Source organism: Streptomyces sp. NPDC048504 (genome assembly GCF_043200035.1).
Lineage (GTDB): Bacteria > Actinomycetota > Actinomycetes > Streptomycetales > Streptomycetaceae > Streptomyces.
This window is the reverse complement of sequence record NZ_JBICXA010000004.1, coordinates 153,255-179,802: the sequence shown is the minus strand read 5'-3', so window position 1 is coordinate 179,802 and position 26,548 is coordinate 153,255. Positions and strand designations below refer to the sequence as shown.

General features: G+C 70.1%; 24 protein-coding genes and 1 pseudogene. 15 read left to right on the top strand and 10 right to left on the bottom strand.

What is annotated here, in order from left to right:
* Window positions 1-68 precede the first annotated feature (68 nt).
* Window positions 69-2,678 carry a cellulosome protein gene (locus ACGFY9_RS11725; protein WP_393753553.1) on the top strand — a complete coding sequence of 870 codons (2,610 nt, stop codon included), beginning with the start codon at window positions 69-71 and terminating at the stop codon, window positions 2,676-2,678.
* A 19-nt stretch (window positions 2,679-2,697) separates the two neighbouring features.
* Here ACGFY9_RS11725 and ACGFY9_RS11720 read toward each other — a convergent pair.
* The 3 genes and pseudogenes from ACGFY9_RS11720 to ACGFY9_RS11710 all read right to left on the bottom strand — a co-directional run bounded on the left by ACGFY9_RS11720 (window position 2,698) and on the right by ACGFY9_RS11710 (window position 4,916).
* A pseudogene (locus ACGFY9_RS11720) lies at window positions 2,698-3,578 on the bottom strand (aldo/keto reductase).
* A gap of 92 nt (window positions 3,579-3,670) precedes the next feature.
* Window positions 3,671-4,426, bottom strand: coding sequence for a VOC family protein (locus tag ACGFY9_RS11715; protein WP_393753552.1), 756 nt, complete (start codon window positions 4,424-4,426; stop codon window positions 3,671-3,673).
* Window positions 4,427-4,523: 97 nt separating this feature from the next.
* Complete coding sequence (locus ACGFY9_RS11710; protein WP_393753551.1) at window positions 4,524-4,916, bottom strand: VOC family protein; 393 nt, start codon at window positions 4,914-4,916, stop codon at window positions 4,524-4,526.
* Window positions 4,917-4,992: 76 nt separating this feature from the next.
* Here ACGFY9_RS11710 and ACGFY9_RS11705 point away from each other — a divergent pair, with 76 nt between their 5' ends.
* Complete coding sequence (locus tag ACGFY9_RS11705; RefSeq protein WP_393753550.1) at window positions 4,993-5,532, top strand: GNAT family N-acetyltransferase; 540 nt, start codon at window positions 4,993-4,995, stop codon at window positions 5,530-5,532.
* Window positions 5,533-5,553: 21 nt separating this feature from the next.
* Here ACGFY9_RS11705 and ACGFY9_RS11700 read toward each other — a convergent pair whose 3' ends face one another.
* On the bottom strand, window positions 5,554-6,237 hold the full coding sequence (locus ACGFY9_RS11700) for a glycerophosphodiester phosphodiesterase (protein WP_393753549.1): 684 nt from the start codon (window positions 6,235-6,237) through the stop codon (window positions 5,554-5,556).
* A gap of 407 nt (window positions 6,238-6,644) precedes the next feature.
* Here ACGFY9_RS11700 and ACGFY9_RS11695 point away from each other — a divergent pair, with 407 nt between their 5' ends.
* From ACGFY9_RS11695 to ACGFY9_RS11675, 5 genes are all read left to right on the top strand, one after another.
* On the top strand, window positions 6,645-8,042 hold the full coding sequence (locus ACGFY9_RS11695) for a DUF6421 family protein (protein WP_393753548.1): 1,398 nt from the start codon (window positions 6,645-6,647) through the stop codon (window positions 8,040-8,042).
* A 38-nt stretch (window positions 8,043-8,080) separates the two neighbouring features.
* Window positions 8,081-8,827 carry an SDR family NAD(P)-dependent oxidoreductase gene (locus ACGFY9_RS11690; protein WP_393753547.1) on the top strand — a complete coding sequence of 249 codons (747 nt, stop codon included), beginning with the start codon at window positions 8,081-8,083 and terminating at the stop codon, window positions 8,825-8,827.
* Window positions 8,824-9,894: a threonine aldolase family protein gene (locus tag ACGFY9_RS11685; protein ID WP_393753546.1), complete on the top strand. Its 1,071-nt coding sequence runs from the start codon at window positions 8,824-8,826 to the stop codon at window positions 9,892-9,894. Before ACGFY9_RS11690 ends, ACGFY9_RS11685 begins: the two co-directional genes overlap by 4 nt.
* Before the next feature lie 97 nt (window positions 9,895-9,991).
* A complete protein-coding gene (locus ACGFY9_RS11680; RefSeq protein ID WP_393753545.1) occupies window positions 9,992-10,564 on the top strand; it encodes a transglutaminase domain-containing protein in 573 nt (190 codons plus the stop codon).
* 8 nt (window positions 10,565-10,572) lie between these two features.
* Window positions 10,573-11,265, top strand: coding sequence for a B3/4 domain-containing protein (locus tag ACGFY9_RS11675; protein ID WP_393753544.1), 693 nt, complete (start codon window positions 10,573-10,575; stop codon window positions 11,263-11,265).
* A 4-nt stretch (window positions 11,266-11,269) separates the two neighbouring features.
* On the opposite strand, the gene ACGFY9_RS11670 is transcribed toward ACGFY9_RS11675, so the two are convergent.
* On the bottom strand, window positions 11,270-12,004 hold the full coding sequence (locus ACGFY9_RS11670; RefSeq protein WP_393753543.1) for a lysophospholipid acyltransferase family protein: 735 nt from the start codon (window positions 12,002-12,004) through the stop codon (window positions 11,270-11,272).
* Between the two features lie 186 nt (window positions 12,005-12,190).
* On the bottom strand, window positions 12,191-12,607 hold the full coding sequence (locus ACGFY9_RS11665; RefSeq protein WP_393753542.1) for a DUF4395 domain-containing protein: 417 nt from the start codon (window positions 12,605-12,607) through the stop codon (window positions 12,191-12,193).
* A gap of 75 nt (window positions 12,608-12,682) precedes the next feature.
* On the opposite strand from ACGFY9_RS11665, the gene ACGFY9_RS11660 reads away from it, so the two are divergent.
* From ACGFY9_RS11660 to ACGFY9_RS11645, 4 genes are all read left to right on the top strand, one after another.
* The gene (locus ACGFY9_RS11660) at window positions 12,683-13,096 is read left to right on the top strand and encodes a TlpA family protein disulfide reductase (RefSeq protein WP_393753541.1); all 414 of its coding nucleotides are present in this window, start codon (window positions 12,683-12,685) and stop codon (window positions 13,094-13,096) included.
* Between the two features lie 208 nt (window positions 13,097-13,304).
* A complete protein-coding gene (locus ACGFY9_RS11655; protein WP_393753540.1) occupies window positions 13,305-13,820 on the top strand; it encodes a flavin reductase family protein in 516 nt (171 codons plus the stop codon).
* Between the two features lie 243 nt (window positions 13,821-14,063).
* Window positions 14,064-14,852: an electron transfer flavoprotein subunit beta/FixA family protein gene (locus tag ACGFY9_RS11650; RefSeq protein WP_393753539.1), complete on the top strand. Its 789-nt coding sequence runs from the start codon at window positions 14,064-14,066 to the stop codon at window positions 14,850-14,852.
* Between the two features lie 55 nt (window positions 14,853-14,907).
* On the top strand, window positions 14,908-15,870 hold the full coding sequence (locus ACGFY9_RS11645) for an electron transfer flavoprotein subunit alpha/FixB family protein (protein ID WP_266868341.1): 963 nt from the start codon (window positions 14,908-14,910) through the stop codon (window positions 15,868-15,870).
* 66 nt (window positions 15,871-15,936) lie between these two features.
* On the opposite strand, the gene ACGFY9_RS11640 is transcribed toward ACGFY9_RS11645, so the two are convergent.
* The gene (locus tag ACGFY9_RS11640; RefSeq protein ID WP_393753538.1) at window positions 15,937-16,836 is read right to left on the bottom strand and encodes an endonuclease/exonuclease/phosphatase family protein; all 900 of its coding nucleotides are present in this window, start codon (window positions 16,834-16,836) and stop codon (window positions 15,937-15,939) included.
* 184 nt (window positions 16,837-17,020) lie between these two features.
* On the opposite strand from ACGFY9_RS11640, the gene ACGFY9_RS11635 reads away from it, so the two are divergent.
* From ACGFY9_RS11635 to ACGFY9_RS11625, 3 genes are all read left to right on the top strand, one after another.
* The gene (locus tag ACGFY9_RS11635) at window positions 17,021-18,325 is read left to right on the top strand and encodes a DUF6986 family protein (protein WP_393753537.1); all 1,305 of its coding nucleotides are present in this window, start codon (window positions 17,021-17,023) and stop codon (window positions 18,323-18,325) included.
* Window positions 18,326-18,420: 95 nt separating this feature from the next.
* Window positions 18,421-20,748 (top strand): protein kinase, encoded by a 2,328-nt coding sequence (locus ACGFY9_RS11630; protein WP_393753536.1) that lies wholly within the window; start codon window positions 18,421-18,423, stop codon window positions 20,746-20,748.
* Between the two features lie 56 nt (window positions 20,749-20,804).
* A complete protein-coding gene (locus tag ACGFY9_RS11625) occupies window positions 20,805-21,275 on the top strand; it encodes a hypothetical protein (RefSeq protein WP_393753535.1) in 471 nt (156 codons plus the stop codon).
* Between the two features lie 91 nt (window positions 21,276-21,366).
* Here ACGFY9_RS11625 and ACGFY9_RS11620 read toward each other — a convergent pair whose 3' ends face one another.
* Entirely contained in the window at window positions 21,367-22,095 is a 729-nt protein-coding gene (locus ACGFY9_RS11620) for a hypothetical protein (protein ID WP_393753534.1), read from the bottom strand.
* 7 nt (window positions 22,096-22,102) lie between these two features.
* The gene (locus tag ACGFY9_RS11615; RefSeq protein WP_366094364.1) at window positions 22,103-23,167 is read right to left on the bottom strand and encodes a LacI family DNA-binding transcriptional regulator; all 1,065 of its coding nucleotides are present in this window, start codon (window positions 23,165-23,167) and stop codon (window positions 22,103-22,105) included.
* A gap of 179 nt (window positions 23,168-23,346) precedes the next feature.
* Between ACGFY9_RS11615 and ACGFY9_RS11610 the strand changes: the two genes are divergently transcribed.
* Window positions 23,347-24,300: an ROK family protein gene (locus ACGFY9_RS11610; RefSeq protein WP_393753533.1), complete on the top strand. Its 954-nt coding sequence runs from the start codon at window positions 23,347-23,349 to the stop codon at window positions 24,298-24,300.
* 99 nt (window positions 24,301-24,399) lie between these two features.
* On the opposite strand, the gene ACGFY9_RS11605 is transcribed toward ACGFY9_RS11610, so the two are convergent.
* The gene (locus ACGFY9_RS11605; RefSeq protein ID WP_393753532.1) at window positions 24,400-26,424 is read right to left on the bottom strand and encodes an NPCBM/NEW2 domain-containing protein; all 2,025 of its coding nucleotides are present in this window, start codon (window positions 26,422-26,424) and stop codon (window positions 24,400-24,402) included.
* Window positions 26,425-26,548: the final 124 nt, after the last annotated feature.

Here is a 26,548-nt window from a genome sequence, read left to right as displayed (position 1 = left end):
CCTACGTTCGATCAAGCCGGTCCGGGACACCGACTGACGTACGACATGCCGAACAAGGGATTGATGCCGTGGCAGCCGCAGCCTCCGCCGCTCCTGTTTCCGGGAACCTCACCATCGACCTCGGCACCGACACGGGCCCCTTCCACGGAGGCGCGAGCGGCACGCTCTACGGCCTGTACGGCGACGGCGTCCCCAGCCGCAACGCGGTCGAGGGCATGTACGTCCGCACGGTCTCCACCAAGGCCCAGGACGGCACCCAACACCCGGGCGCCGACGCCCTGGAGATCCTCCGCCCCTTCGTCGAGGCGGGTGGCCGGGACGTCTACGTCTACATGACCGACATCTACCGCGGCTTCCCCTATGAATGGCCCGGCGACACCGGAGCCGAACGCCTCGCCGACTTCACGGCCCGCGTCCGCCGCCAGGTGGAGCAGGTGCTGACGCTCGGCGCGTACAAGTCCCATGTTGTGTACGTCCCGTTCAACGAGCCCGAGGGCAACATGTTCGGCACGGGGGAGTGGAGCTACGACCGGATCTCCTGGCGCACCGAACCGCGCCCCTACTTCACCGCCTGGCGGGACATCCACCGCCTCATCAAGGAACTCGACCCCGGCGCCCGCATCGCCGGCCCCAACACCTGCCTCCTGTACGACGAGGTCAGGGGCTTCCTGGAGTTCGCCCGGGCCGAGGACGTACTGCCCGACGTCATCACCTGGCACGAGCTGTCCTCGCCCGACGAGATCCGCACGAGCGTCGCCAAGTACCGTGCGCTGGAACGGGAGTTGGGCATCGGAACGCTCCCCGTCAACCTCAACGAGTACGCCCACAACTACCACTTGTCCGTCCCGGGCCAGATGATCCAGTGGATAGCCGCGATCGAGGAGTCAAAGGTCGACGCCGACATGGCGTACTGGAACATCGACGGCAACCTCAACGACTCGGTGGTGGAGGCCAACAAGGGCAACGGCCAGTGGTGGCTGTTCAACGCCTACGGACAGTTCACGGGCAACACCGTCCAGGTCACCGCGCCCCATCCCAACGTCCAGTACACGCTCCAAGGCGTCGCCGCGCTCGACCGCGCCAAGCGGCAGGCGCGGGTGCTGCTCGGTGGTGCGGGCGGGTCGGCGGACGTCGTGTTCGAGCACGTCGACCCCGAAGTCTTCGGTACGACCGTCCACGCGCGGCTCCTTGAGATCCCCTGGACCGGTCAAGTCGGCGGCTCCGCGCAGCCGTTGAGGCTCGCTGATCACGAACTCCCCGTCCTGGACGGCAAAGTGACGCTGCGTCTGGCCGGCCTGGACGCGATGTCGGCGTACCAGGTGATCCTGTCCCCGGGCGGCAAGGGGGCCGTAGCGCTGCCGCCCTCGGTCGGCTGGCGGCGTTCGTACCAGGCGGAGGACGCGGCCTACATCGGTGAAGGCCACTCGCTGAACGGGCCCGAGGGGTCCCCGTCCGACGTCGACAGGTTCGCGGGCTCGACGGGCTACCACGTGGGCGGACTCCGCACCGGTTCCGACGGCGTGCTCGTCTTCTCCGTGGAGGTCCCGCGGGACGGGACGTACGACGTGAGCGTCTTCGCCAACTCCTACAACCTGGCCGACGCGGTGCGCGAGCAGGGACCCACCAACGTGTTTCTCCGCGTCGACGGCGGGGATCCGCGGGAACTCCGGCTGCCCCTCGGCTACAAGTGGGCGGTGTGGGGCCACACCGACACCCGGGTCGAGCTGACCGCCGGCGCGCACACGATCACCCTCGCCGCGCAGGACCATGACCTCGGTGTCACGCGGGGCGACGCGGTCGTCGACCGGCTCGACCTCGCCCTGCGCGACGACCAGGTGACCGCGCCCGCGCTGTACGACGCCGAGTTCGCGGCGTTGGCGGGTGGCGCTCGCGTGGACTACGGGCAGCTCGGAGCCTCGGGACCCGGTGTCGTCGTACTGCCGCGGGGCGGCACCGCCACCTTCTGGGTGCACGCGGCGGAGGACGGGGAGGCGGCTGTGAGCGTCGATCGGATCGGCCCCGGGGAGGGCGAGTTGACGATCAACGGCGAGAACGTGGGGATGATCGGCGGAGACGGCATGGGGATTGTTGAACGATCCTCCGTTCCCCTGTTCCTCGCGTCGGGCATCAACAAGGTCACCGTCACCGCCACTTCGGACCATCTCGTCCTGGACCGCCTCCAGACAGGCCCGTCACGCGGCCTACTCCCCACCTCCACGCACCCGGCCGAGGACGGCACCACGACCGGCAGCGCCCGGGTCACCGGCGCCCACACGTTCGCCACGGGCGGCAAGGCGGTCGAAGGCATCGGCGGCGGCCCCGCGAACGCGCTCACGCTCACCGTGACGGCGGAGCGGGCCGGCCGTCACGCGCTCACGATCCGGTACTCCAACGGCGAGCAGGCGCCCGCCACCCACTACAACCCGGACCCGGTCTGCCGCCACGCGGACATCGCGGTCAACGGGGCCGTCCCGCACCGCGTCCTGTTCCCCACCACCTTCCACTTCAACAACTTCCACGGCCTCTCCGTCCCCGTCACCCTCGACCAGGGCGCCAACACCCTCACCTTCACCGCCGACGAACTCCCGGACCACGACGGCCACTCCAGGAACCAGTACGGCCAACGCTCCGCGTACGCACCGGTGATCGACCGGGTGACGGTGACACCGCTGGCGTGACACCGAAGGTTCCAGTGCGCTAGAGGACCTCGGTCGCCGTGCGGCGGTAGCCGGAGCGCCGGTCGTCGATGTCGGCCCAGCGGTCGCCGTAGATGTTCCGCACGACGGCCGGCTCCCGTACGAAGTCGTGCGGGAAGCCGAGGTCCACCGCGCTCACCTCGTCGAGGCGGGCGACGGCGTCGGCGGAGAGGCGGACGTCCACGCTGCCCAGGTTGTCGGCGAGTTGGTGCACCGTGGTGGCAGCGACGATCGGGACGACGTTGCCGGCCCGGCCCAACAGCCAGGCCAGCGCGACCTGGGCCGGACTCCAGCCGCCCTGTCCGGCGATCTCCAGGACGGCGGAAATGACGTCCTCCTCCCGCGAGTTCGGCTTGTCGCCCCAACTGTCGAGCCGACCCGCCTCACCCCGGCGGTACTTGCCGGTGAGCTTCCCGGCCGCCAACGGCGCCCACGCCAGCACCGTCTGCCCGAACGCCCTTGCCTGCGACAGCAGTTCACGCTCCGGTGTCCGCTCCAACAGGTTGTAGCGCAGCTGCGAACCGGCGAACGAGGTCCAACCCCTCAGCTCCGCGAGCGTGTTGGCCTGCGCGATCTCCCGTTCTTGCGGTGGTTGCCGGCCGCGTTGACGTCCCCCACGCGGGTCCCGCACGTGTACTTGCCGGCCAGCACGAACTCCTCGCGCCGCCCTTCCAGCAGTTCACCGAGGATCCGCTCCGACGCGCCGCCCGAGTAGATGTCGGCCGTGTCGACGAAGTTGCCGCCCCCGTCGGCGAAGGCGTCCAGGAGCCGGGCGCTGGTCTCCTTGTCGGAGCCGTAGGCAGGATCGTCGCCCATGACCATCGCGCCGAGGCTCAGCTCGCTCACGCGCAGACCGCTCTTGCCGAACAGTGTGTACCGCACGATCAGTTCCCCTTCAGGCAGGTCGTGCGGACGACGTTAGGAGCTGGAGCGCACTTCAACACAAGACGGCGTCTCGTGGACAGGACGCCGGCTCAACTCTCCGCATACACCCCGAACATCGCCCCCTGCGGATCCCGCAGCACCGCGATCCGCCGCACGTCCCCGATGGACGTTGGCTCCATCAGGACCGTGCCGCCCGCCTCCGTAGCCGATGCGGCGGCGGCGTCGACGTCGGCCACGGCGAAGTACGGCAGCCAGTGCGGAGGCACCTCCGGCGGGAACTTCGCGTCCATCGTCATCATGCCGCCGAAGTCGGCGCCGTCGATGCCCCATTGCGGGTAGTGCTCCGAGGGGCGGACGGTCCAGCCGAACACCGTCGTGTAGAAGGTCTCGGCCCGCTCGGGCGCCCGCGTCAGCAGCTCCACCCAGCCCAGCGCGCCGGGCGCGTTGAACAGCCCGGCGCCTGGGAAGGTCCGCGCCTGCCACATCTGGAACACGGCGCCGCCCGGGTCGAGGGCGACCGCGAAGCGGCCGATGTCGAACACGTCGATCGGTTCCATCAGCAGGGTCCCGCCCGCCGCGCGCACCCGCTCCGCCGTCGCGTCGGAGTCCGCCACCGCGAACGACACGTTCCACGCCACCGGCTGCGACTCCTGGAACAGCGGCGTCAGCGCGGCGACCGCCGCATCACCGACGTGCGCGACCGTGTAACCGCCCGCCTCCGGCCGGGGATCGGTCTCCGGACGCCAGCCGAACACGTCCGAGTAGAACCGCTTGGCCGCCTCCAGATCACTGGTCCCGAGCTCGGTCCAGCAGGGTCCACCGGTCACCGGCCTGTCGAGCTTCATGGCGTTCCTTCCGCAGAAAGCTCCCCTCCCAGCACGCTAAGCCCCGGCCGCGACCCCGGCCATCCGGCGCGGAAACGGCGCCGTGGTCGTCGTAGGCCTACATCCCCGGCCGGTACCTCAGCGGATGATCCGCCGGGACCTCCACCAGGACGATCCGCGTTCCGTCCGGATCCGAGATCCACATCTCCACCAGCCCCCAGGGCTCCTTCACCGGCGGTCGCGCGATCTCGACCCCCTTCGCCCGCAGCTCCTCGTGCGCGGCGCCCGCGTCCGCGACCTGCAGCCACAGCCGCACGGCGGGGGAGGGCGGGGTGTCGGAGCGTCCGGAGACCTCCAGGAAGCCGCCGCCGAGGAAGTAGACGGTTCCGCGTTCCGGACCTGTGCCGAACTCGCGGTAGACGGGCAGGGCCAACCGCTCGCCGTAGAAGGCGCGGGAGCGTTCGGGATCGGTGGGGCGCAGCAGGATGCGGCTGCTCAGTACGTGCACCATGCGGCCGGAGCCTAGCCTCCGGGGTCGCGTTACCCTCGTCTCTGCCTGAGCCGCGCCCTGATCGGAGTTGTGCACCATGGACACCGCCGCCACCGGACTGACCTTCCGCGACGCCACCGACGCCGATGTGGACGCCCTCGTCGTGCTGATCGAGTCGGCCTATCGGGGTGACGACAGCCGGGCGGGCTGGACCACCGAGGCGGACATCCTCGAAGGGCAGCGGACCGACCCCGAGGGCGTGCTGGCGGTCATCAAGTCGCCGGACAGCCGACTGCTCGTCGTCGAACGCGACGGGCAGGTCGTCGCCTGCTGCCAGCTCGAACACCGGGGCGAGCACGCCTACTTCGGGATGTTCGCCGTCAGTCCGCAGCTCCAGGGCGGCGGTCTCGGCAAGGTCATCATCGCCGAGGCGGAGCGCACGGCCCGGGAGACCTGGGGCGCGCGGGAGATGCACATGACCGTGATCTCCGTACGGAACGACCTCATCGCCTGGTACGAGCGCCGCGGCTATCGCCGTACGGGCCGGATGACCCCGTTCCCGTACGGCGACGAGCGGTTCGGCATTCCGCAGCGCGACGACCTTCAGTTCGAGCTGCTGGTCAAGGAACTCGCCTGATTCCTACGGCCGTTCGGTCCGCTACGCCGTGAAGCGGCCCGTGCGTTTGATCTCCGGGTAGTCGGTGGTCGCGCCGTCCAGCCCCAGGGCGCGGACGAGCCGCAGCTGGTCCTGTGTGTTCACCACCCAGCCGATGATCCTCAAGTCCGCCTTGCGGGCCGCCTCGACGACCTCCAGAGTCAGCCGGCGGATGTTGAGGCAGACCGTTTCGGCACCGGCCTCGGTGGCGCGTTCCACCACGTCGGGGCCGAAGCGGCTGGCGATCAGCGCGGTGCGTACGCCGGGCACCAGGCGGGCGATCTCGGCGATCGCCTCGTCATGGAACGAGGACACCTCGACCCGCTCGACCAGGTTCCGCCGGTGCATGACCTCGGCCAGCGCCCGTGCCGCCGCCAGGTCCTTGATCTCGGCCTGGACCGGCGACTTGACCGCGTCCAGGACCTCTTCGAAGGTCGGGACGCGCTCGCCGCGGCCCGCGTCCAGGGTGCGCAGCTCGCCGAGGGTCCGGTCGGCGATCGGGCCGGTCCCGTCGGTCGTGCGGTCCACGTCGGCGTCGTGCATGACGACGAGGGCGCCGTCCTTGCTCAGATGCAGATCGAGTTCGATGACATCGAGGCCGGCCTGCTCGGCGGCGACGAAGGAACGGAGAGTGTTCTCGGGTTCGAGACCCATGACTCCGCGGTGACCGATGGTAAGGAAGTTCAAGGTTCAACTCGCTTCCGTCGACGGCGGCTCGGCACGCGCGCGTGGGCGCGGCCGGACACCGGCGTCCACGCGGCAGAGCCGCAGCCTAATGGCCGGGCCCGGCGTTGTACCCGTGCGTACACGGGGGATCGGAGGTGACGGCCGGGGTGTATCTGGAGCGTACTGCGCGTCGCCGTCACTCAGGGGTGGGCGAGTCCGGTGGGCGTTGACCGAAACCGGCTCCCGGTCGCGGGCGGCGCCTCACCTACCCGGCGGCAGCGGAAGTAGTCGCGTTCTTTGTGTCTGGCAGGAAAAAGGGCGGTGACGGTCCGGGTCGCGCAGGATAATTTGCGGATCGCTCACTTGCTGGGAGAAACCGCGAACGCATACGGTGTCCATACGCGAGGTTCTCCCGTGGAGGATGGGACATGACGGAAATTCTTGTGCAGGTGGGTTCTGAGGAGCGGGTTCGTCCCGCGGCCAGGGTGGTGGAGCATCCGGCATGGCCCGTGCTCAAGGATGCCGTGGAGCGGATCCGGCCATGGCAGTCGAAGGACGGCTCGATCGACTTCGAGGCCGAGGGCGCGCCGGACCGTGCGGACGTCGACTCCGCCATGCACCAGGTGATCGGCGCTGTGGAGGAGCTTTCCCCGTTGCTCCCGCATGACGCGGCCTATCACGCGGCGCTCGTCAGGGATCTCGCGGAATGGGCCGCCGCCGATTTCCCGGTGCCCGACTTCCTCGACTCGCTGCTGGCTTTCCAGCCCGCCGCGAACCGCCGGGACGGACTCCAGCACCTGGTCGTCTTCCCGATGTACACGCAGAACGGCAACCCGGACCGCAACTTCGAGGCGGTCGTGCTGCGCATGGTCTGGCCAGACTGGCTGGCCGAGCTGGAGGCTACCCGCTACGACAACCCGCTGTTCTGCGGCATCACCTTCGAGGACTTCACCTCCGGCTACGACACCAACTCGGCCGTGCTCTTCCCGGAGACCATCGCCGTACGGCAGGCGCCGGAACGGTTCTCCTGGGGCGGCATCTTCTGCGACCGCGAGGCCGCCCGCTTCCGCCGGGTCACCGAGGCCGCCGTCGACATCCTGGGCATGCGACTGCCCGAGGACGTCGCCACGATGGTCGACGACCAGAAGCGCTGCGAGGAGGCCTTCGTCCTGTGGGACATGGTCCACGACCGCACCCACAGCCACGGCGACCTGCCCTTCGACCCGTTCATGATCAAGCAGCGCCAGCCGTTCTGGATGTACGGCCTGGAGGAGTTGCGCTGCGACCTCACCGCCTTCAAGGAGGCCGTGAAGCTGGAGGCCGACGGCGTCTCGCAGGCGCGTGACGTGCAGTACGCGGTCCTCTGCGACCGCATGTTCCGCTTCCCGGTCACCGGCGAGCGCGTGCGCAACTACGACGGTCTCGGCGGCCAGCTCCTCTTCGCCTACCTGCACAAGCACGACGTCGTCCGCTGGACCGACAACAAGCTGCACATCGACTGGCAGCGCGCCCCCGAGGTCACCAACCAGCTGTGCGCCGAGATCGAGGACCTCTACCGCGCGGGCATCGACCGCCCCAAGCTCGTCCACTGGTTCAAGGCCTACGAGCTGGTCGCGACCTACCTCGCCCCGCACCCGGGCTCCCGCTGGGCCAAGGGCCCGGACGCCCTGGACCTGAGCCTGCCGCCGCGGAAACTCGTGGATGACGTGCTTCCGGACGAGTTTCCGCTGAGCATGTTCTATGAGGCACTCTCCAAGAAGCTGAAGAACGTGATCGCGTCGACCCGGGGCATCACGGCGGAGAGCGCCGAGCGGATCGCCGCGTGAGCGGCCGCACCACAGAACTGGCTCAGGAGGCGAGGACCATGGGGAACGGGGCGCTCAACGGCGCGGTGATCGCGGTGGCCGGAGCGGGCGGGCCCGCGGGCCGGGCCGTGCTGCTGCGGCTGGCCGAGGCCGGCGCGACCGTCGTCGGCGCGGACGCGCATCCCGAACGCCTGGCGGAGGCCGTGGACGCGGCCCGCTACGCGCACGGCGGCGCGACCGTCGTCGGGGACACCGTCGACCTGCTCGACCCGCAGGCGACCCGCGACTGGGCCGAACACATCGAGAAGGACTTCGGCCGCGTCGACGGCCTGGTCCACCTCGTCGGCGGCTGGCGCGGCAGCGCGTCCTTCGCCGACACCGACCTCGCCGACTGGGACCTGCTGGAGAAGCTGCTCATCCGCACCGTCCAGCACACCTCCCTGGCCTTCTACGACGGCCTGGAGCGCAGCGACCGCGGGCGCTATCTGCTGATCAGCGCGGCGGGCGCGAGCAAGCCCACCGCGGGCAACGCGGCGTACTCCGCCTCCAAGGCCGCCGCCGAGGCCTGGACCCTCGCCATGGCCGACGGCTACCGCAAGGCCGGCGGCGAGGACGGGCCTACCTCCGCCGCCGCCGTGATGGTGGTGAAGGCGCTTGTGCACGACGCGATGCGTGCCGAGCGCCCCAACGCGAAGTTCGCGGGCTTCACCGACGTCAAGGACCTCGCCGAGGCCATCGCCGGAGTCTGGGACAAGCCCGCCACCGAAGTGAACGGAAACCGTCTGTGGCTGACCGAGAAGCCGTGAACCCTCCGAAGACCGACGCCCGTCGCCACCACGACCCGGAGATCCGCGGCTTCGCCAGCGACAACTACGCCGGCGCCCACCCCGAGGTCCTCGCCGCCCTCGCCCTCGCCAACGGCGGCCACCAGGTCGCGTACGGCGAGGACGACTACACCGACCACCTCCAAGGCATCATCCGCAGCCACTTCGGCGCCACGGCGGAGGCCTTCCCGGTCTTCAACGGCACCGGCGCGAACGTCGTCGCGCTCCAGGCGGTCACCGACCGCTGGGGCGCGGTGATCTGCGCCGAGAGCGCGCACATCAACGTCGACGAGGGCGGCGCCCCCGAGCGCATGGGCGGCCTGAAACTCCTCACGGTCCCCACCCCCGACGGCAAGCTCACCCCCGAACTGATCGACCGGCAGGCCTACGGCTGGGACGACGAGCACCGCGCTATGCCGCAGGTCGTCTCGATCACCCAGAGCACCGAACTCGGCACCCTCTACACGCCCGACGAGATCCGCGCGATCTGCGACCACGCCCACGCCCACGGCATGAAGGTCCACCTCGACGGTTCCCGGATAGCCAACGCGGCCGCTTCCCTGAACGTCCCGATGCGGACGTTCACCAACGCGGTGGGCGTCGACATCCTCTCGCTGGGTGGGACGAAGAACGGCGCGATCTTCGGCGAGGCGGTCGTCGTCATCAACCAGGACGCCGTCAGCCACATGAAGCACCTGCGCAAGCTGTCCATGCAGCTCGCCTCCAAGATGCGCTTCGTATCAGTGCAGTTGGAGGCGCTGCTCGCCAAGGACCTGTGGCTGCGCAACGCCCGCCACGCCAACGAGATGGCCCAGCGCCTCGCCGAGGGTGTCCGGGCGGTGCACGGCGTGGAGATCCTCTACCCGGTGCAGGCCAACGGTGTTTTCGCCCGCCTTCCGCACGACGTGAGCGAGCGTCTTCAGAAGCGCTTCCGCTTCTACTTCTGGGACGAGGCCGCCGGCGACGTCCGCTGGATGTGCGGCTTCGACACGACCGAGGACGACGTGGACGCGTTCGTGGCGGCGCTCAAGGAGGAGATGGCCCGCTAGGCCTCCCGGCTCGGAGTCGGGTTGTGTTGTGCATAGATATGCGGTCACCTGAAAAGTCATTGACTCTCGGGTGATCGCTTTCCTATGCTCTGCAGCCATGGAGCTGATCCAGAACACCCCCGACCTGTCCGCGTACTTGGCCGCCGACGAGGTCATCGACCACGACCATCCCCTCGTACGGGAGACGGCCGCGCGTCTCGCCAGGAGTGCCGCGGACTCGTATGGCTATGCACGGCTGGCGTTCGAGTTCGTGCGGGACGACATTTTCCACTCGCAGGACTCCGGCGACCCGCGCGTCACCTGGCGGGCCTCCGACGTCCTGGAGCAGGGCACCGGCATCTGCTATGCCAAGGCGCACGCGCTGGCCGCGTTGCTGCGGGCCGAGGACATTCCTACGGCGCTCTGTTACCAGAAGTTCGACGTGGTGCACGGGTTGGTCGCCGTGCGGTTCAACGGGGCCTGGCATCGGCAGGACCCGCGCGGCAACAAGCCGGGCGTGGACGCGCAGTTCTCGCTCGACGGGGAGCGGCTGGCCTTCGTACCCGATCCTGAGTTCAATGAGCTGGACTATCCGGTCCTGTACGCTGAACCACACCCGGTCGTGCTGAGCGCCCTCAAGGCCGCCTCCGACCGGCCGCACCTGTGGCAGACACTCCCGACCGCACTCTGAGGCACCTCATGACGCTCACGCTGACCGTGTCCGACGAAGTCCGCGCCCTCGCGCCCGGGTTCACCCATGTCGCCATCGAGGCCCATGGACTTGTCAACGGGCCGAGCACCGAAGCGAGTTCGGCGCTCCTCGACGACGCGGCCCGCCGTCTCGCCGTACGACTGGACGGGCGTGCCCCGCACGAGGACCCGCACATGGTGGCCTGGCGGGAGGTGTACACGGCGTTCGGGTCGAAGCCGTCGCGGACCCGTAACTCGGCGGAGGCGCTGGCCAGGAGGGCGCTTTCCGATGGCGGGTTGCCCCGGATCAATGTGCTGGTCGACCTCTACAACGCCATCAGCGTCGCCCACTTGATCCCCGTGGGCGGTGAGGACACCGACCGCATCCAGGGTGCGATGACCCTCCAACGGGCCGTCGGGGACGAGGAGTTCGTGACCGTCGCGGGCGGCGAGGAGGTCGTCGAACATCCCGACGCGGGCGAGGTGGTGTGGTGCGACGCGGCCGGTGTCACGTGCCGCCGCTGGAACTGGCGACAGGGGCCGCGCACCAGGCTCACGGAGGAAACGACCTCCGCCGTCTTCCTGTTGGAGAGTCTGGCGCCGATGCCCGTCGCCGAGGTCGAGCGCGCCGGCGCCGAACTGGCCGAACTGCTGGAGAAGTTCAGCCCCGGGGCGCGGATCACCGTCCACGCCCCGGCGTGACGATTCAGCGGGCCTGGGCCTCCGCCGCCTTGACCTCTTCGGGGGTCGGTGCCGTGCCGCCGAGGTGGGCCGGCATCCACCAGGTGTCGTCCGGGCCGTTCGGCCGTACCGGATAAGCGCGTTGGGCGGCTTCGAGGAGTTCCTGGATGCGCTCGCGCAGGCGGCGGGTGATCGCGCCCGCGTACTGGTCCTGCGGGGCCTCCACCGGCTCGCCGACCCGGATGGTGATCGGGGTGTGGCTGCGCTTGAAGTTCTTCGGGTGCCCCTTGGTCCACAGGCGCTGAGTGCCCCACAGCGCCATCGGGATCAGCGGGACGCCGGCCTCCTGGGCCATGCGCGCGGCACCCGACTTGAAGCTCTTCAGGGTGAAGGACTGGGAGATCGTCGCCTCGGGGAAGACGCCGACGATCTCGCCGGAGCGCAGCGACTCCAGCGCGTGCTGATAGGCCGTCTCGCCCTGCTTGCGGTCCACCGGGATGTGCTTCATGCCGCGCATCAGCGGACCGGAGATCTTGTGCCGGAACACCGACTCCTTCGCCATGAAGCGCACGAGGCGCTTCTGCGGCAGGGCGGCCAGACCGTCGAAGATGAAGTCCAGGTAGCTGATGTGGTTGCTGACCAGCACGGCGCCGCCCGAGCGCGGAATGTTCTCCGACCCCTTGCAGTCGATCTTGAGGTCCCAGGCCTTGAACAGCGTTTGGGCGAGACCGATGACGGGGCGGTAGACAAGCTCAGCCATGGACGGGGTGGACCCTTCTCTCTGCCTGGAAGGGGTTCTCCGGGCGGGAAAGTTACGCAGCCGTAGGTTTACGGCATTGCGCAGATCGTGCCCCAAGAACGGACGAGTGGCCAGTCCTCGTGCCGCAGAACGGCGAGATCCTCGTCACTTCCATCACTTGATCCACCTCGGCCTTTTAAGTTTCCTTTACTGTGCGCGAACTGTCACTCGACGCACGAGCAGGTACATCTCGCATCCGAGGCAGTACCCGAACGCGGCATTGAGGAACGCGGCCGCCAGCGCGGCCCCGGTCGCCGCGAGCCCCAGCCAGTCGGGACCCAGGCCGAAACCGACCAGTCCCACCCCGGCGAAGACCAGCCCGACCGCCTGTGCGAACCGCGGCGGCTCCGGCGACTCGAACTCGGTCGGCGGCCCGATCCGCAGCCGTACGGCCTTCCGGAACAGCCAGCCGTACGGCGAACGGCCCACGCCGCCCGCCGCGCCCAGCGCGAACGCCAGGGTCTGCCAGGCCAGCAGCCAGAAGCTGCCGGTGATCAGCACGACCGCCAGCACCACGGTCGTCAGGGCCGCTCCGAAGCGCGGTCCTCTTACGTCGATGTCCATGAATCAAGGATTCCGCAAGGGAAAGGATTAGGGGTGCCGGGAATCTTTGCAGTCTCGTGAACGCTGGAAGGGCCGATGAGCGGACTTGTGGTGTGCGTGGTGGTGCTCGCGGCGGCGAGCGCCTACGGAGTGCTGCATCGGCGGCGGAGCGGGAGAGTACGCGTGCGTGGGCGCGACGGTGGAAAACGGCTCGGCGCCACCGAGCTGGGCGGCGACCTCGGCGAGAAGGCCACCCTGGTGCAGTTCTCCAGCGCCTTCTGCGCGCCCTGCCGGGCCACGCGCCGGGTGCTGGGCGAGGTGGCCGGCATGGTCCCCGGGGTGAGCCACATCGAGATCGACGCCGAGGACCATCTGGACCTCGTACGGGAACTCGACATCCTGAAGACCCCCACCGTGCTGGTCCTCGACGCCGACGGGCGGGTCGTACGGCGCGCCACCGGCCTCCCCCGCAAGGCGGATGTCATCGCGGCTCTGGGGGAGGCGGTCTGACGGTCGTGAGGACGACGGTGAGTCATCTCCCATATGCCGGAACGTACTTGACTGTGCGCACCACCTATCGTCAGCCTGACCGTATGCCTTCGGAACTCCTTCTCTACGGGCGGGTGCACGTCGACCTGGCCCGCACCACGAGCGCGCGCTGTCCGGGCTGTTGAGCAGCCACGGACCCCGCTCGTCCCCTCGGCAGAAGGACAGTTCCATGACGGCGACGCCCGACCTCGGCACCCGTAACCATCAGCACGCCTCTCCCGACCTGCTGCGTTCCGTCTTCCGGCAGCACGCGGCCGGTGTGGCGGTGATCACCGCGCGCGGTGAGAACGGCCCGGTCGGCTTCACCGCCACCTCGCTCAGCTCCGTCTCCGCGCAGCCCCCGATGCTGTCCTTCGGGATCAGTACCGGCGCCTCCAGCTGGCCCGCGATATCCGCGGCCGACCATGTCGGTGTGCACATACTCGGCGAGCACCAGGAGCAGTTGGCCGCCACCTTCGCCCGCAGCGGCGCCGACCGGTTCGGGGCGCCCACCGTCTGGCGCGAGGGTCCCGAGGGCGTCCCGGTCCTCGACGGTGTGCTCGCCTGGCTGGTGTGCCGGGTCGTCGCGCGCGTGCCCGCGGGGGAGCACCGCATCGTGCTGGCCGAGGTCGTCCTCGGCGACCACGCGGGCTCCGGCCGCCCGCTCCTCTACCACCAGGGGCGCTTCAACGGGCTGCGTGACTGAGGCCACTCCGGGTGGGTGACGGGCCACCCTGCGGAAGCGTCGAGTTCCGATTACGCTGCGTTGCACAGGTCACAGTTCAAAGCGCTTGCTTAGCGGGCACCCCTTGGGGGAGCGTAGGAGTGCGTACTGGCGAGTAATATTTCGCTCGGAGCACCGGTCGCCCCCACCGGGAACGGCCGTTCAGGGCGCCTATGCTGCCTGGAAGTAGGCAGCCGAAAATGACGATGCAGTAGGAGAGCCGGCGTGAGCTTGAGGATCGTTGTCACTGTGAAGTACGTGCCCGACGCCACTGGCGACCGGCACTTCGCCGATGACCTGACCGTCGACCGGGACGACGTGGACGGTCTGCTCTCCGAGCTCGACGAGTACGCGGTCGAGCAGGCGCTGCAGATCTCCGAGAACTCGGACGACGACGTGGAGATCACCGTCCTGACCGTGGGCCCGGAGGACGCCAAGGACGCCCTGCGCAAGGCGCTGTCGATGGGCGCCGACAAGGCGATCCACGTCGAGGACGACGACCTGCACGGCACCGACGCCATCGGCACCTCCCTGGTGCTCGCCAAGGCGATCGAGAAGGCCGGCTTCGACCTGGTCGTCTCCGGCATGGCGTCCACCGACGGCACCGCCGGTGTGATCCCCGCCCTGCTGGCCGAGCGCCTGGGCGTCCCGCAGGTCACGCTGCTCTCCGAGGTCTCCGTGGCGGACGGCGTCGTCAAGGGCCGCCGTGACGGCGACACCGCCAGCGAGCAGCTGGAGGCCTCCCTGCCGGCCGTCGTGTCGGTCACCGACCAGTCGGGCGAGGCGCGTTACCCGTCCTTCAAGGGCATCATGGCCGCCAAGAAGAAGCCGGTTCAGGCCTGGGACCTCTCCGACCTGGAGATCGACACCGACGAGGTCGGCCTCGAAGGCGCCTGGACCGCCGTCGACTCCGCGGCCCAGCGCCCCGCGCGCACCGCCGGCACGATCGTCAAGGACGAGGGCGAGGGCGGCAGGCAGCTCGCCGAGTTCCTCGCGGGCCAGAAGTTCATCTAAGGCCCAACTCGCTTACCGCCCCTCAGACTTCGCAAGCACGCAGGAGACCAACCTCATGGCTGAAGTTCTCGTCTACGTCGACCACGTGGACGGCGCCGTCCGCAAGCCCACCCTGGAGCTGCTGACCCTGGCCCGCCGCATCGGCGAGCCCGTCGCGGTCGCCCTCGGCTCCGGTGCCGAGAACACCGCCGCCGCGCTCGCCGAGCACGGCGCGGTGAAGGTGCTCACGCACGACGCCGCCGAGTACGCCGACTACCTCGTCGTACCCAAGGTGGACGCCCTCCAGGCCGCCTACGAGGCCGTCTCCCCGGCCGCCGTCCTGGTGCCGTCGTCCGCCGAGGGCAAGGAGATCGCCGCCCGGCTGGCCGTGCGTATCGGCTCCGGCATCATCACCGACGCCACCGACCTGGAGGCCGGTGACGAGGGCCCGGTCGCCACGCAGTCGGTGTTCGCCGCCTCCTTCACCACCAAGACCCGTGTCTCCAAGGGCACCCCGGTCATCACCGTGAAGCCGAACTCGGCCGCTGTGGAGGCCGCCCCGGCCGCCGGCACCGTCGAGGCCCTCGCGGTCACCTTCTCGGACAAGGCCACCGGCACCAAGGTCACCGCGCGCACCCCGCGCGAGTCGACCGGCCGCCCGGAGCTGACCGAGGCCGCGATCGTCGTCTCCGGCGGCCGTGGCGTCAACGGCGCGGACAACTTCGCGATCATCGAGGCCCTCGCCGACTCCCTCGGCGCGGCCGTCGGCGCCTCCCGCGCCGCCGTGGACGCCGGCTGGTACCCGCACTCCAACCAGGTCGGCCAGACCGGCAAGAGCGTCTCCCCGCAGCTCTACATCGCCAACGGCATCTCCGGCGCGATCCAGCACCGCGCGGGCATGCAGACCTCGAAGACGATCGTCGCCGTCAACAAGGACGCCGAGGCCCCCATCTTCGACCTCGTCGACTACGGCGTCGTCGGCGACCTCTTCGACGTCGTCCCGCAGCTCACCGAAGAGGTCAACTCCCGCAAGGGCTGACCCCTGGCTGATGCCTTTCGGGCTGTACGAGGCTCCCGTGACCCATGTGGTCGCGGGAGCCTTCGTTCACCCCAGGGTGATGGTCGACTGGACGGGCAGATGGTCGCTCGGGAACTGGCTGTTCTCGGAGAAGGTGTTGAGGGCCGTCCGGCGCACGGTGACTCCCGGGGAGACCAGGATCCAGTCGATGCGGGGACCTTCCGGCACGAGCGCGCGGTAACCGTGGAAGCTGCCGTAGAGCTGCCCGCGCGCGGCCGCCGCGTCCCAGGTGTCCCTGAGGCCCGCGCCCGCGCCCAGCATCGTGGAGTAGACCGAAGTGGTGTACGCGGCGGTGTTGAAGTCGCCGGTCACCACGAGCGGCAGGGAGCCGTCCAGGCGGGCGAGGCGTTCGGCGATGAGCGTGGCGGCCCGCTCGCGTGCGTACTGACTGGCGTTGTCCAGATGGGTGTTGAGGACGTAGAACTCCCGTCCGTCGTCCCCGAGATCGCGGAAGCGGATCCAGGTGGCGATGCGCGGGTGGGCGCCGCCCCAGGTGTTAGACCCGATCACGGCGGGCGTGTCGGAGAGCCAGAACTGGTCGTACTCGACAGGGGCGAGGCGGCGGGTGTCGTAGAAGATCGCCGTCTCCTCGTCGTGGCTGCCGCCCTTTCGGCCGCCGCCGATCCAGTCGTAGTGCGGCGCGAGGTCCTGCTTGATGTCCTGGAGCTGCGCGTAGAGGCCCTCCTGGGTGCCGATGATGTCGGGGGCCGCGCGGAGCAGCAGGTCACGCATCACCGGGCGGCGGACCTTCCAGCTGTTGGGCTCGGAGGTGTCGGCGTAGCGCAGGTTGAACGTCATGACGTCCAGCAGGCGGGTCTCCTTCCGAGCGGAGGCGGAGCGTGCGGTTCCGATGAGTGGCAGGGCGATGGCGGCCGCCACCAGCGTGCTCAGCCCCGCGCGCCGGGTGACCGTCCTGACAGTCGACATGTGCGTCCCCTCCCCTTGGGAGTCAGGATGAAGGGGCGAGGTGCCGGGCGGAAGAGGGCCTGGGGGCAGCAGTGAACGCGACGGGTTCACGGCGTGGACAGGGTGTTGACCGGTGGGAAGCTCCCTGGATAACTTCGCTCTACGGATTGTTGATTCCGTAGTGCGGAAAACTGGAGGATGTGGGATGGGTCAGGGCGAGCAGGAGAAGGTCGCGACGAGCCTCGCGGGTGCGATCAGCGAGGAGATCAGCGCCTCCCTGGCACCGGTCGACGCCGAACTGGAGCGCCGCTACCCCGGCGACCCCGGCACCCGGCAGCCCGTCCACACGGTCTACGTCCCCGGTGACGTCTTCGCCGCCGACACGATCCGCACCTGGGGCGACCGGGCGCTGGCCGCCCTCGACGAACACGCCCCCGACGCGGCCTCCTTCGCCGCCGTCCTCGGACTCTCCGACGACCTCGCCGAACCCGTCCACGCGCGCGTACGGGCCAAGTTGGAGCGCGAGCCCATCGAGGACCTGCGCGTCGACTTCGAGGACGGCTACGGCCCCCGCCCCGACGCCGAGGAGGACGAGGCCGCCGCCCGCGCGGCCCGCCTGATCGCCGAGGCGTACGAGAAGGGCACGGCGGCGCCGTACATGGGCATCCGGATGAAGTGCATGGAGGCGCCGGTGCGCGACCGGGGCATCCGCACCCTCGACATCTTCCTGACCGGGCTCATGGAGGCCGGAGGGCTGCCGGACGGCCTGGTCCTGACGCTCCCCAAGGTGACGTACGCCGAGCAGGTGACCGCGATGGTGCGCCTCCTGGAGGCCTTCGAGAGGGCGCGCGGGCTGGAGCCGGGCCGGATCGGCTTCGAGATCCAGATCGAGACCAGCCAGTCCATCCTCGCCACCGACGGCACCGCCACCGTCGCCCGCATGATCCAGGCCGCCGAGGGCCGCGCCACCGGCCTGCACTACGGCACCTTCGACTACAGCGCCTGCCTCGGCGTCTCCGCCGCCTACCAGGCCAGCGACCACCCGGCCGCCGACCACGCCAAGGCGGTCATGCAGGTCGCCGCGGCGGGGACGGGCGTACGTGTCTCGGACGGCTCGACGAACGTGCTGCCGGTGGGCCCGACGGCGAAGGTCCACGACGCCTGGCGCCTGCACTACGGCCTCACACGGAGGGCGTTGTCCCGCGCGTACTACCAGGGCTGGGACATGCACCCCGGCCACATCCCCACCCGCTACGCGGCCGTCTTCGCCTTCTACCGCGAGGGCTTCGAACAGGCCGCCGCGCGCCTCGCCCGCTACGCCAACCACGCCGGCGGCGACGTCATGGACGAGCCCGCCACCGCCAAGGCCCTCAGCGGTTATCTGCTGCGCGGCCTGGACTGCGGCGCGCTCGACATCGCCGAGGTGGCCAGGGCGACCGGACTGACCCGGATGGACCTGGAGGGCTTCGCGTCGCCGCGACGGGGCGATCTCACGGCGTCCGCGAAGTAGCGGACCTGTCACAGGTGTTGGCGCCGGCTTCTGTTGTCACTGCCGCCCCGTAGGCTGTACGGCGTTCATGGATGTGCCACAGGGACGGAGCGGCGGTGCCTTCGGGGAAGAGCGGGCGCGTGGACGGGGTCGACCGGTTGCTGGCCGGGCGCTATCGCGTCGTGGCCCGACTCGGGCGCGGCGGCATGGGTGTGGTCTGGCGGGCCGTGGACGAGGTCCTAGGCCGTGAGGTCGCCGTCAAGGAACTGCGCACCTTCACCGACGCCCACGGACCCGAACTGGCCGACCTGCGCCTGCGGATGCAGCGCGAGGCGCGGGCGGCGGCGCGGGTGCGCCACCCCGGCGTGGTCGCCGTGCACGACATCGCCGAGGTCGACGGACGCCCGCTGATCGTCATGGAGTTGATCGACGGCCCGTCCCTGGACGACGTGCTGGGCGAGCGCGGCCCGATCGACCCGCGCGAGGCGGCCGGGATCGGCGCGAAGGTGATGGAGGCGCTGACCGCGGCGCACGCCGTGGGCGTCCTGCACCGTGATGTGAAGCCCGGGAACATCCTGTTGGACCGCTCGGGACGCGTCGTCCTCACGGACTTCGGCATCGCGACGATGGACGACCCGGGCGACGGTTCCGCCACGCACCTCACGCGCAGCGGCGAACTCATCGGCTCCCTGGACTACTTGGCTCCCGAGCGGGCGCAGGGGGCGGACCCCGGACCGGCGTCCGACGTCTGGGCCCTGGGCGCCACGCTGTACGCGGCGGTCGAGGGCGCGTCCCCGTTCCGCCGCACGTCCACGTACTCCACCCTCACGGCGATCGTCTCCGAGCCTCTGCCGGAACCCCGGCGGGCGGGCCGACTTGGGCCCGTTCTGCGGCAACTGATGGAGAAGCGGGCGGAGTTGCGGCCCGGGGCGGATGTGGCGTGGGGTTTGTTGGAGGAGGTCGCGGGCGCGCCGGGGGTGGATTTGCCTACGGCTGTGTTGCGGGGGAACGGGGGCGGGGGTCCTGCGGTGCCGCCGGGGTTCGTAGCGGCGGGGGCGCGGGGGAGTGCGGGGACGGGAGCGGGGGTTCCGGAACCGGAGGAGTCAACGGGGGTGCGGGCGGCGGGTGTTGGGGCTTCGGGGGTGGCTCTGGGGGAAGCCGATCTCGATACCGGGGCTGGGGTCCTGGGAGCGGATTCCGCTGAGCCGACGGAGAGCGGGCAGGGTCTCGGGGCTGTGCGGCACGCGGCGCCAGCCGGGCAAGGGTTCGGCGCGGACGGGCCGGCCGGCGGCGGTGGACCGGAGACCGGCGGTTCGTCTGAGCAGGCGGGGCCGGAGGAGACCGGCTCCGGTGCCTCGGGGCGGTCCGGATCGGGAGGGCCGATCCCCGGGTCTTCGGGGCCACTTGAGACAACGGGGTACGGGTCTGATGCGGCGGGGCGGTCCGGACGGGGAGGGTCAACCCCCGTGCCTTCGTGGCCACTTGAAGCATTGGCGTACGGGTCTGCCGCGACGGCACCGTCTGGACCGGGAGGGTCAACACCCGGGTCTCCGCGGCTACTTGAAGCATCGGCATACGGGGCTGCCGCGGCGGGACCGTCCGGATCAGGGGAGCAGGGGCCCGGTTTCTCCGGGCGGCCCGCATCGCACGCCCACCCGCCCACATCCGCGTCCCCTGCCACCCCCATGCCCCAAGGCTTCGGCCCTCCCCTCGCGTTCGTAGCCTCCGCACCTCAGTCGTCCCCGCCCACCGGGCCCATGGCCGACCCGACCACGCCCCGCCGCAAGGTCCGCATCCTGATGGCCGCCGCTGTCGTAGCCGCCGTCCTCGCCGGTGCCGGAGTGGTCGTCGCCCGCATGGCCAACTCCGGGGACACCACGGTCACTTCGCAACCCAGCGACTCACCGCCGGCCGGTGCTGGTGGCGGTACCGGCCCGGCCTCGCCCGACGGACGTAAGGACACGCACCCCTCGGCCGACCCCGAGCCCACCGGGCAGGGCGATGACGGGACCCAGGCGCCGACGCGGCAGCACACCGGCAAGGGGAAGAGCACGGCGCCGGGGCAGGCTCCCACCGTCGCCCCGAGCAAGTCCACGTCCTCCGGCGGCGGAAACACCGGCGGCAGCGCCCCCGCGACGGGCGGATCCAGCCCCAGCCCCGTCTCCGCCTGCGAGTCCATCGGCGGCGGCAAGTACAACTGCCAGGTCTGGCGCAGCGCCAAGTCCTACACCGCGTCCGGCACCGAAGTCGGTGTCCTCGGCGCGGGTACCAACTATGTCTTCTGCCAGGAGAACCTGGGCCGCCGTGAGACGTACGGCCAGTGGACCAACACCTGGTGGGCGAAGACGGATGACGACAGCGGCAACACCAACGTCTATGTCAGCGACGTCTACCTCAAGGGCGGGGACAACGACGAGCCGGTGCCGGGGGTGCCGGTCTGTTGAAGTCCCCGTCGCGGGACCATCGGCATTCCCGGAATCGATCGCATGAGGTGACGGTGGTGGACAACGTCCCGTCCGCGGACGCGGATCAGCGGAAGCAAGGCACCCTCGTGGTGTCCAGGGCACCGGACGGTGGCCGTGATCAGTTCCGGCGCTACAAGGTGTTCGTCGACGACACTCAGGTCGGCCTGATCGGCCGCGGACAGACCTTGCGCTTCGACCTGCCGGCCGGCCCTCATCGGCTGCAACTGAGGATCGCCTGGTGCTCCAGCCCGACCCTGACAGCCATGGTGGAACCGGGGGAGGCGACGTCCTTCCGCTGCGCCCCCGGTGGTGAGCCGTCCGAGGCGCTGAGCGCCGTGACCGTGGGCGCGGCCGACTACATCGCACTCCAGCAGACCGACGAGCCGATGGAGGCGGCTAGGGCTCCTCGGAACGCAACGACCCGCTTCCGCCTGGCGACCGCGCTGGGTTTCCTCGGTGGCTGCCTCGTCCTCATCGGGGCCTGGATCCGGCACTGGGCCGGCTGAAGTACTCGGCCCCGCCGACGCGACCTCACGCACGCGATCCCGACGACGCGCACGCGATCCCAACGACGTGCACGAGGTGCGCAATTGTCGCTCACCGTTCCAGACCCGACGCCGTCACCAGCCCCTCCTCCTGGAACAGCCGCGTACCCCGCTCGCACAACTCCCGGTCCCGGCGCGCCCGCTCGCAGAACTCCTCCGGTGTGCGCCCGAACAACGCCCTCAACTGCCGTGACCCGCTGAGCAGTTCGGTGAGCAGGGTCCGCTCGCCCGGATGCCTGCGCGGCACGCCCGTGCCGTCATGCAGGACGCCGTGCCGGTTGACGTAGACGCACACGCCCCGCAACGACTCGCCTGAGCCCAGCTCGATATGGCACTCGGACCCGGGCAACCGCGTCCGGTCGTACGCCCTCTCGCTCGCGTCCACCACCGCGAGCTGCCGCGCGTCGAACCACGTCACGAACAACTCCCGTACGACACCGGGCGCGTGGACCGGCGATGCCGACACATACCCCACGCGGCTCACATGCGCGGAGACACCGACGTCTACACCCGTGACCCGTACCTTCAGCATCGGGACGGGAGACGTGATCCCGAACTCGGCCATCTTGTGCCGCAGTTGGCCGGGGCAGGCGTTGGAGCCGATGGCGAGGACGGGGGTGCGGTTCGCGTGCGGAAGGTGGTCGTCGAGGGGCAACAGACGGTCGCCGACCAGGAGTCCGGACTCCTTGGGCCACGTACCTGGGTAGCTGAGGGGATCCTCGCGCGGCGCCCCGGCCAGGCCCAGCGCCTCCAACGTACGGTCGCCCGCAGGGTGGTCCACCCGCCGCTCAGTCCGACGGCGGCAGCTCGCCCGAGCCCCGGGTGATCAGCCTCGTCGGCAACTCGATCCGCTCCGGCGCGATCAGCGTGCCGTCCAGCTGGCGGAAGAGACGGTCGGCGGCCGTGCGGCCGAGGGTCGCCGCGTCCTGGGCGACGACCGTCACGCCCGGCTGGAGGAGGTCGGCGAGTTCGAAGTCGTCGAAGCCGACGAGGGCGATCCGGCGGGACTGTTCGGCGAGGACGCGGACGACGGTGACCGTCACGCGGTTGTTGCCGGCGAAGATCGCGGTGACGGGGGAGGGGCCGGTCAGCATCTCCTCGGCCGCTCGGCGCACCCGGACCGGGTCGGTCACGCCGAGGGACATCCAGGCGTCCTCGACCGGTATCCCCGCGTCCTCCATGGCGGCCCGGTAGCCGCGCAGTCGCTCGGCGGCCGTGTGGATGCGGGGCATGTCGCCGATGAAGCCGATGCGCCGGTGGCCGTGGGAGATGAGGTGGGTGACGCCGTCGCGCGCGCCGCCGTAGCTGTCCGACAGGACGACATCCGCGTCGATCTTCCCGGCCGGACGGTCCACGAACACGGTCGCGACGCCGGCCTTGATCTCCGGCTCCAGGTAGCGGTGGTCGTCCCCGGCCGGGATCACCACGAGGCCGTCCACGCGCCGGGCGCACAGCGCGAGCACCAACTCCTGCTCGCGGTCCGGGTCTTCGGCGCTGGAACCGTTGATGAGCAGGGCACCATGGGCGCGGGCGACCTCTTCGACGGCGCGGCTGAGGGGGCCGTAGAACGGGTCGGCGAGGTCCTCCAGGACGAGGCCGATGCTGGCCGTGCGGCCCTTGCGCAGGACGCGGGCGCTGTCGTTGCGACGGAAGCCGAGCGCGTCGATGGCCTCCTGGACCCGGCGCTCGGTGTCCGGGGTGACGCCCGGCTCGCCGTTGACCACGCGCGACACCGTTTTCAGGCCCACACCGGCGCGTGCGGCCACGTCCTTCATGGTCGGACGGTTGCCGTAGCGGTTCTCGGGGCGGCGGGCGGTCTCTGGCACGATGCGCTGTCCTGTCCTGTCGTCCACGGGGGATGCACAGGCCCATGGGTTTGTATGAGGATGTGGCGTCGAGCATAGAGCCTGGACAACGTTGTCATATGCGAGAGAGACTGTCCACCGAATATCTCCGGCCTGCGCCCCCACCGCGAGACCGGCCCAACTCACCTTCTGGTGGTTCTCATGTTTGACGGGGAGATCTGACACTGATGCACACCGACCTCGTGGCCGCGCTCGACATCGGCGGCACCAAGATCGCCGGGGCGCTGGTGGACGGCCACGGCAAGATCCTGGTGCGAGCACAGCGCCCGACGCCCTCGCAGGACGACGGCGACACCGTGATGCGAGCCGTGGAGGAGGTGCTCGCCGAGCTCACCGCATCGCCCTCGTGGTCCCGCGCGAGTGCCCTCGGCATCGGCAGCGCGGGTCCCGTGGACGCCTCCGCCGGCACCGTGAGCCCGGTCAACGTGCCCGGCTGGCGCGACTATCCGCTGGTCGAGCGGGTGCGTGCGGCGACCGGTGACCTGCCCGTCGCGCTGATCGGCGACGGCGTGGCGATCACGGCGGCCGAGCACTGGCAGGGCGCCGCGCGCGGGCACGCCAACGCGCTGTGCATGGTCGTCTCCACGGGAGTCGGCGGCGGCCTCGTCCTCAACGGGCAGCTGCATCCCGGGCCGACCGGCAACGCGGGCCACATCGGCCACATCAGCGTGGACCTGGACGGCGACGCCTGCCCGTGCGGTTCGCGGGGCTGCGTCGAGCGGATCGCGAGCGGTCCCAACATCGCCCGGCGGGCGGTCGAGGGCGGCTGGCGGCCGGGTCCCGACGGCGATGCCTCCGCCGCCGCGGTGGCCGCGGCCGCCCGTGCCGGTGACCCGATCGCCGTGGCCTCCTTCGAGCGGGCCGCGCAGGCCCTCGCCGCCGGTATCGCGGCCACCGCGACCCTCGTCGAGATCGACATCGCCGTGATCGGCGGGGGAGTCGGCAAGGCGGGCGACGTGCTCTTCACGCCGCTGCGCAAGGCGCTGAGCGACTACGCGACGCTGTCCTTCGTGCAGCGGCTGAAGGTGACGCCGGCTCAGATGGGCACGGACGCCGGGCTGGTGGGAGCGGCCGCGGCCGCGCTCGCCGGGCAGGCGAGCACGACCGCGGCCGGGGTGTGAGCGACCGACCGGCCGAAACGTTCGCTCAGCGGCCTATGCCCTTGTTCCGTACGGGAGTTGTGCGTCGATCGGCAGCACCTGAAGTGCGATGTGCCATGTTCAGCACGTGAGTTGAGCGTCCGCCCAGTCCGCGTGGTCCGAGTCGATCCCGTCGCCGCCGTCGGTGACGACGAGTCGGACCACCTGGGCGCCGGTCACGTCCGCCGTGACCGGCTGGGCGGGCATCGCGTTGGTGAGGACGCCGGTCGAGGCGACCTTCGTGCCGTCCGCCCAGATCTCGAAGGCGACGGTTCCGTTGGCCCCCTTCTCGTCGTCCACACCGACGTCCGCGGTGACCTTCTCGCACGTCTTCCCGGTGTAGTACTCGACGTCGCTCTCGGCGTGCACACCGAGTCCCTTGGCGTACACCACTCCACCGAGAGTGATGGGATTACCGTCCCCTCCCGCGCTCTCCCCGTTGCTGGTGTTGCGCTCAACGGGCCCCCATCCATTGGCCGTCGACATCCAGGGAAGGTCACCGAGGTACGAGGTGCCCGCAGGCGGAGCGACCACCACGGACGCGGTGAACGGCAGCGTGCTGGTGACCCGGGCACCGGTCGGCGAGCGGTAACTCGCCTTGAGCGTCAGGTCGTACGACCCCGTCGGCGTCCCCACGGGAGCGGTGACCGTCCACTTCGTTCGCAGCGACGTGCCGGTCCGTACGGCCCTCGCGGTCGTCGACGACGCGGCCCGCACCTTCCAGCCGGCGGGCCCGGTCAGGCCCACGGAGACGTGCTCGGCGGTCGTACGGCCCAGGTCGGTGACCGTCGTCGTGAGCGGGGTCGGGGTGGCCGCCTGGACCAACGGGGCGCTGTCCAGGCCGAGTTCGACGGCGGGCGGGTTCTTGAGTGCGTGCCGGTCGGCGGAGACCCGTACCAGGACCGTGCCGTGGGCCGGGACGGTCGCGGAGATCGCGCCCGCGGTGTTGTAGCTCTTGTGCTGCCACAGGTCGCGCAGGGCGTACGCGCGGGCGTTCGGGAGGCCTACGGCCGCCGCGGTCGTGGCGATGCGCTGGGCGCTGCCGGTCTCGTTGAAGAGCGCGACCGTACGGCTGCCGTCCTTCATCTCCTTGGCGACGACCCAGCGTCCGCCCTCGGACGTGACAACGTTGCCCTGCTTGCCCAGCGGGTCCTGGTCGACCGCGATGACCTCCTTGTTGTCGAGGATGTCGAAGGTCGCGGGGGTCGCCGTGCGCAGGTCCGAGCCGATGAGGAGGGGCGCGGCCATGATCGACCACATCGAGAAGTGCGAGCGGTACTCGGTGTCCGTCATGCCGCCGTTGCCGACCTCCAGCATGTCGGGGTCGTTCCAGTGCCCGGGACCGGCGTACGGAGCAAGGGGCAGGTTCTGCTTGAGGATCGACAGCATCGAGCCCCAGTTGTCGCTGATGTCACCGGTCGTGCGCCACAGGTGTCCGACATCCGCGGCCCACTCCCAGGGCTTGTTCTCGCCCCATTCGCAGATGCTGAAGACGATCGGGCGGCCGGTCGCCTTCAGGGCGTCGCGCATGGTGGTGTAGCGCACCTTGGCGTCCACGCCTTGGTTGTTGCAGTTGTCGTACTTGAGATAGTCCACGCCCCAGTCGGCGAACTGCTGCGCGTCGCTGTACTCGTGGCCCAGGCCGCCCGGGAATCCGGCGTCGTTGCACGTCTTCGTGCCGGCGCTGGTGTAGATGCCGAGCTTGAGCCCCTTGGAGTGCACGTAGTCCGCGACGGCCTTGATGCCGTGCGGGAAGCGGACCGGGTCGGGGACGAGCTTGCCGTCGGCGTCACGGGACGGCAGGGCCCAGCAGTCGTCGAGGTTGACGTACTGGTAACCGGCCGCCTTGAGGCCCTTGCTGACAAAGATGTCCGCGATGCCCTCGACCATCGACTCGTTGAACTCGGCACGGCAGTTGGTCGAGTTCCAGTTGTTGAAACCCATGGGAGGGGTGAGTGCCTGACCGTCGGCCAGGGCGGGGGAGACGGGGTCCTGCGAGGGAGTGGCTACGGCCGGCGCGGCGAGGCCGGCTGTGCACAACAGGCTTGCGGCGAGCGCTCCGACCACTCTTCGGCGGGTCGTGCGGGTGTGAGGGTGACGCGTCATTACGTTCCTCCGGACTCGCGAAAGATGGGATCACTTCCTGTGCATGTCATGTGCGCGATTACGTTAGGACGTGTCGGACTCTGTTGGAAGGGTTGGGTATTGGTTGTTCGGTATTTCGCTGAAC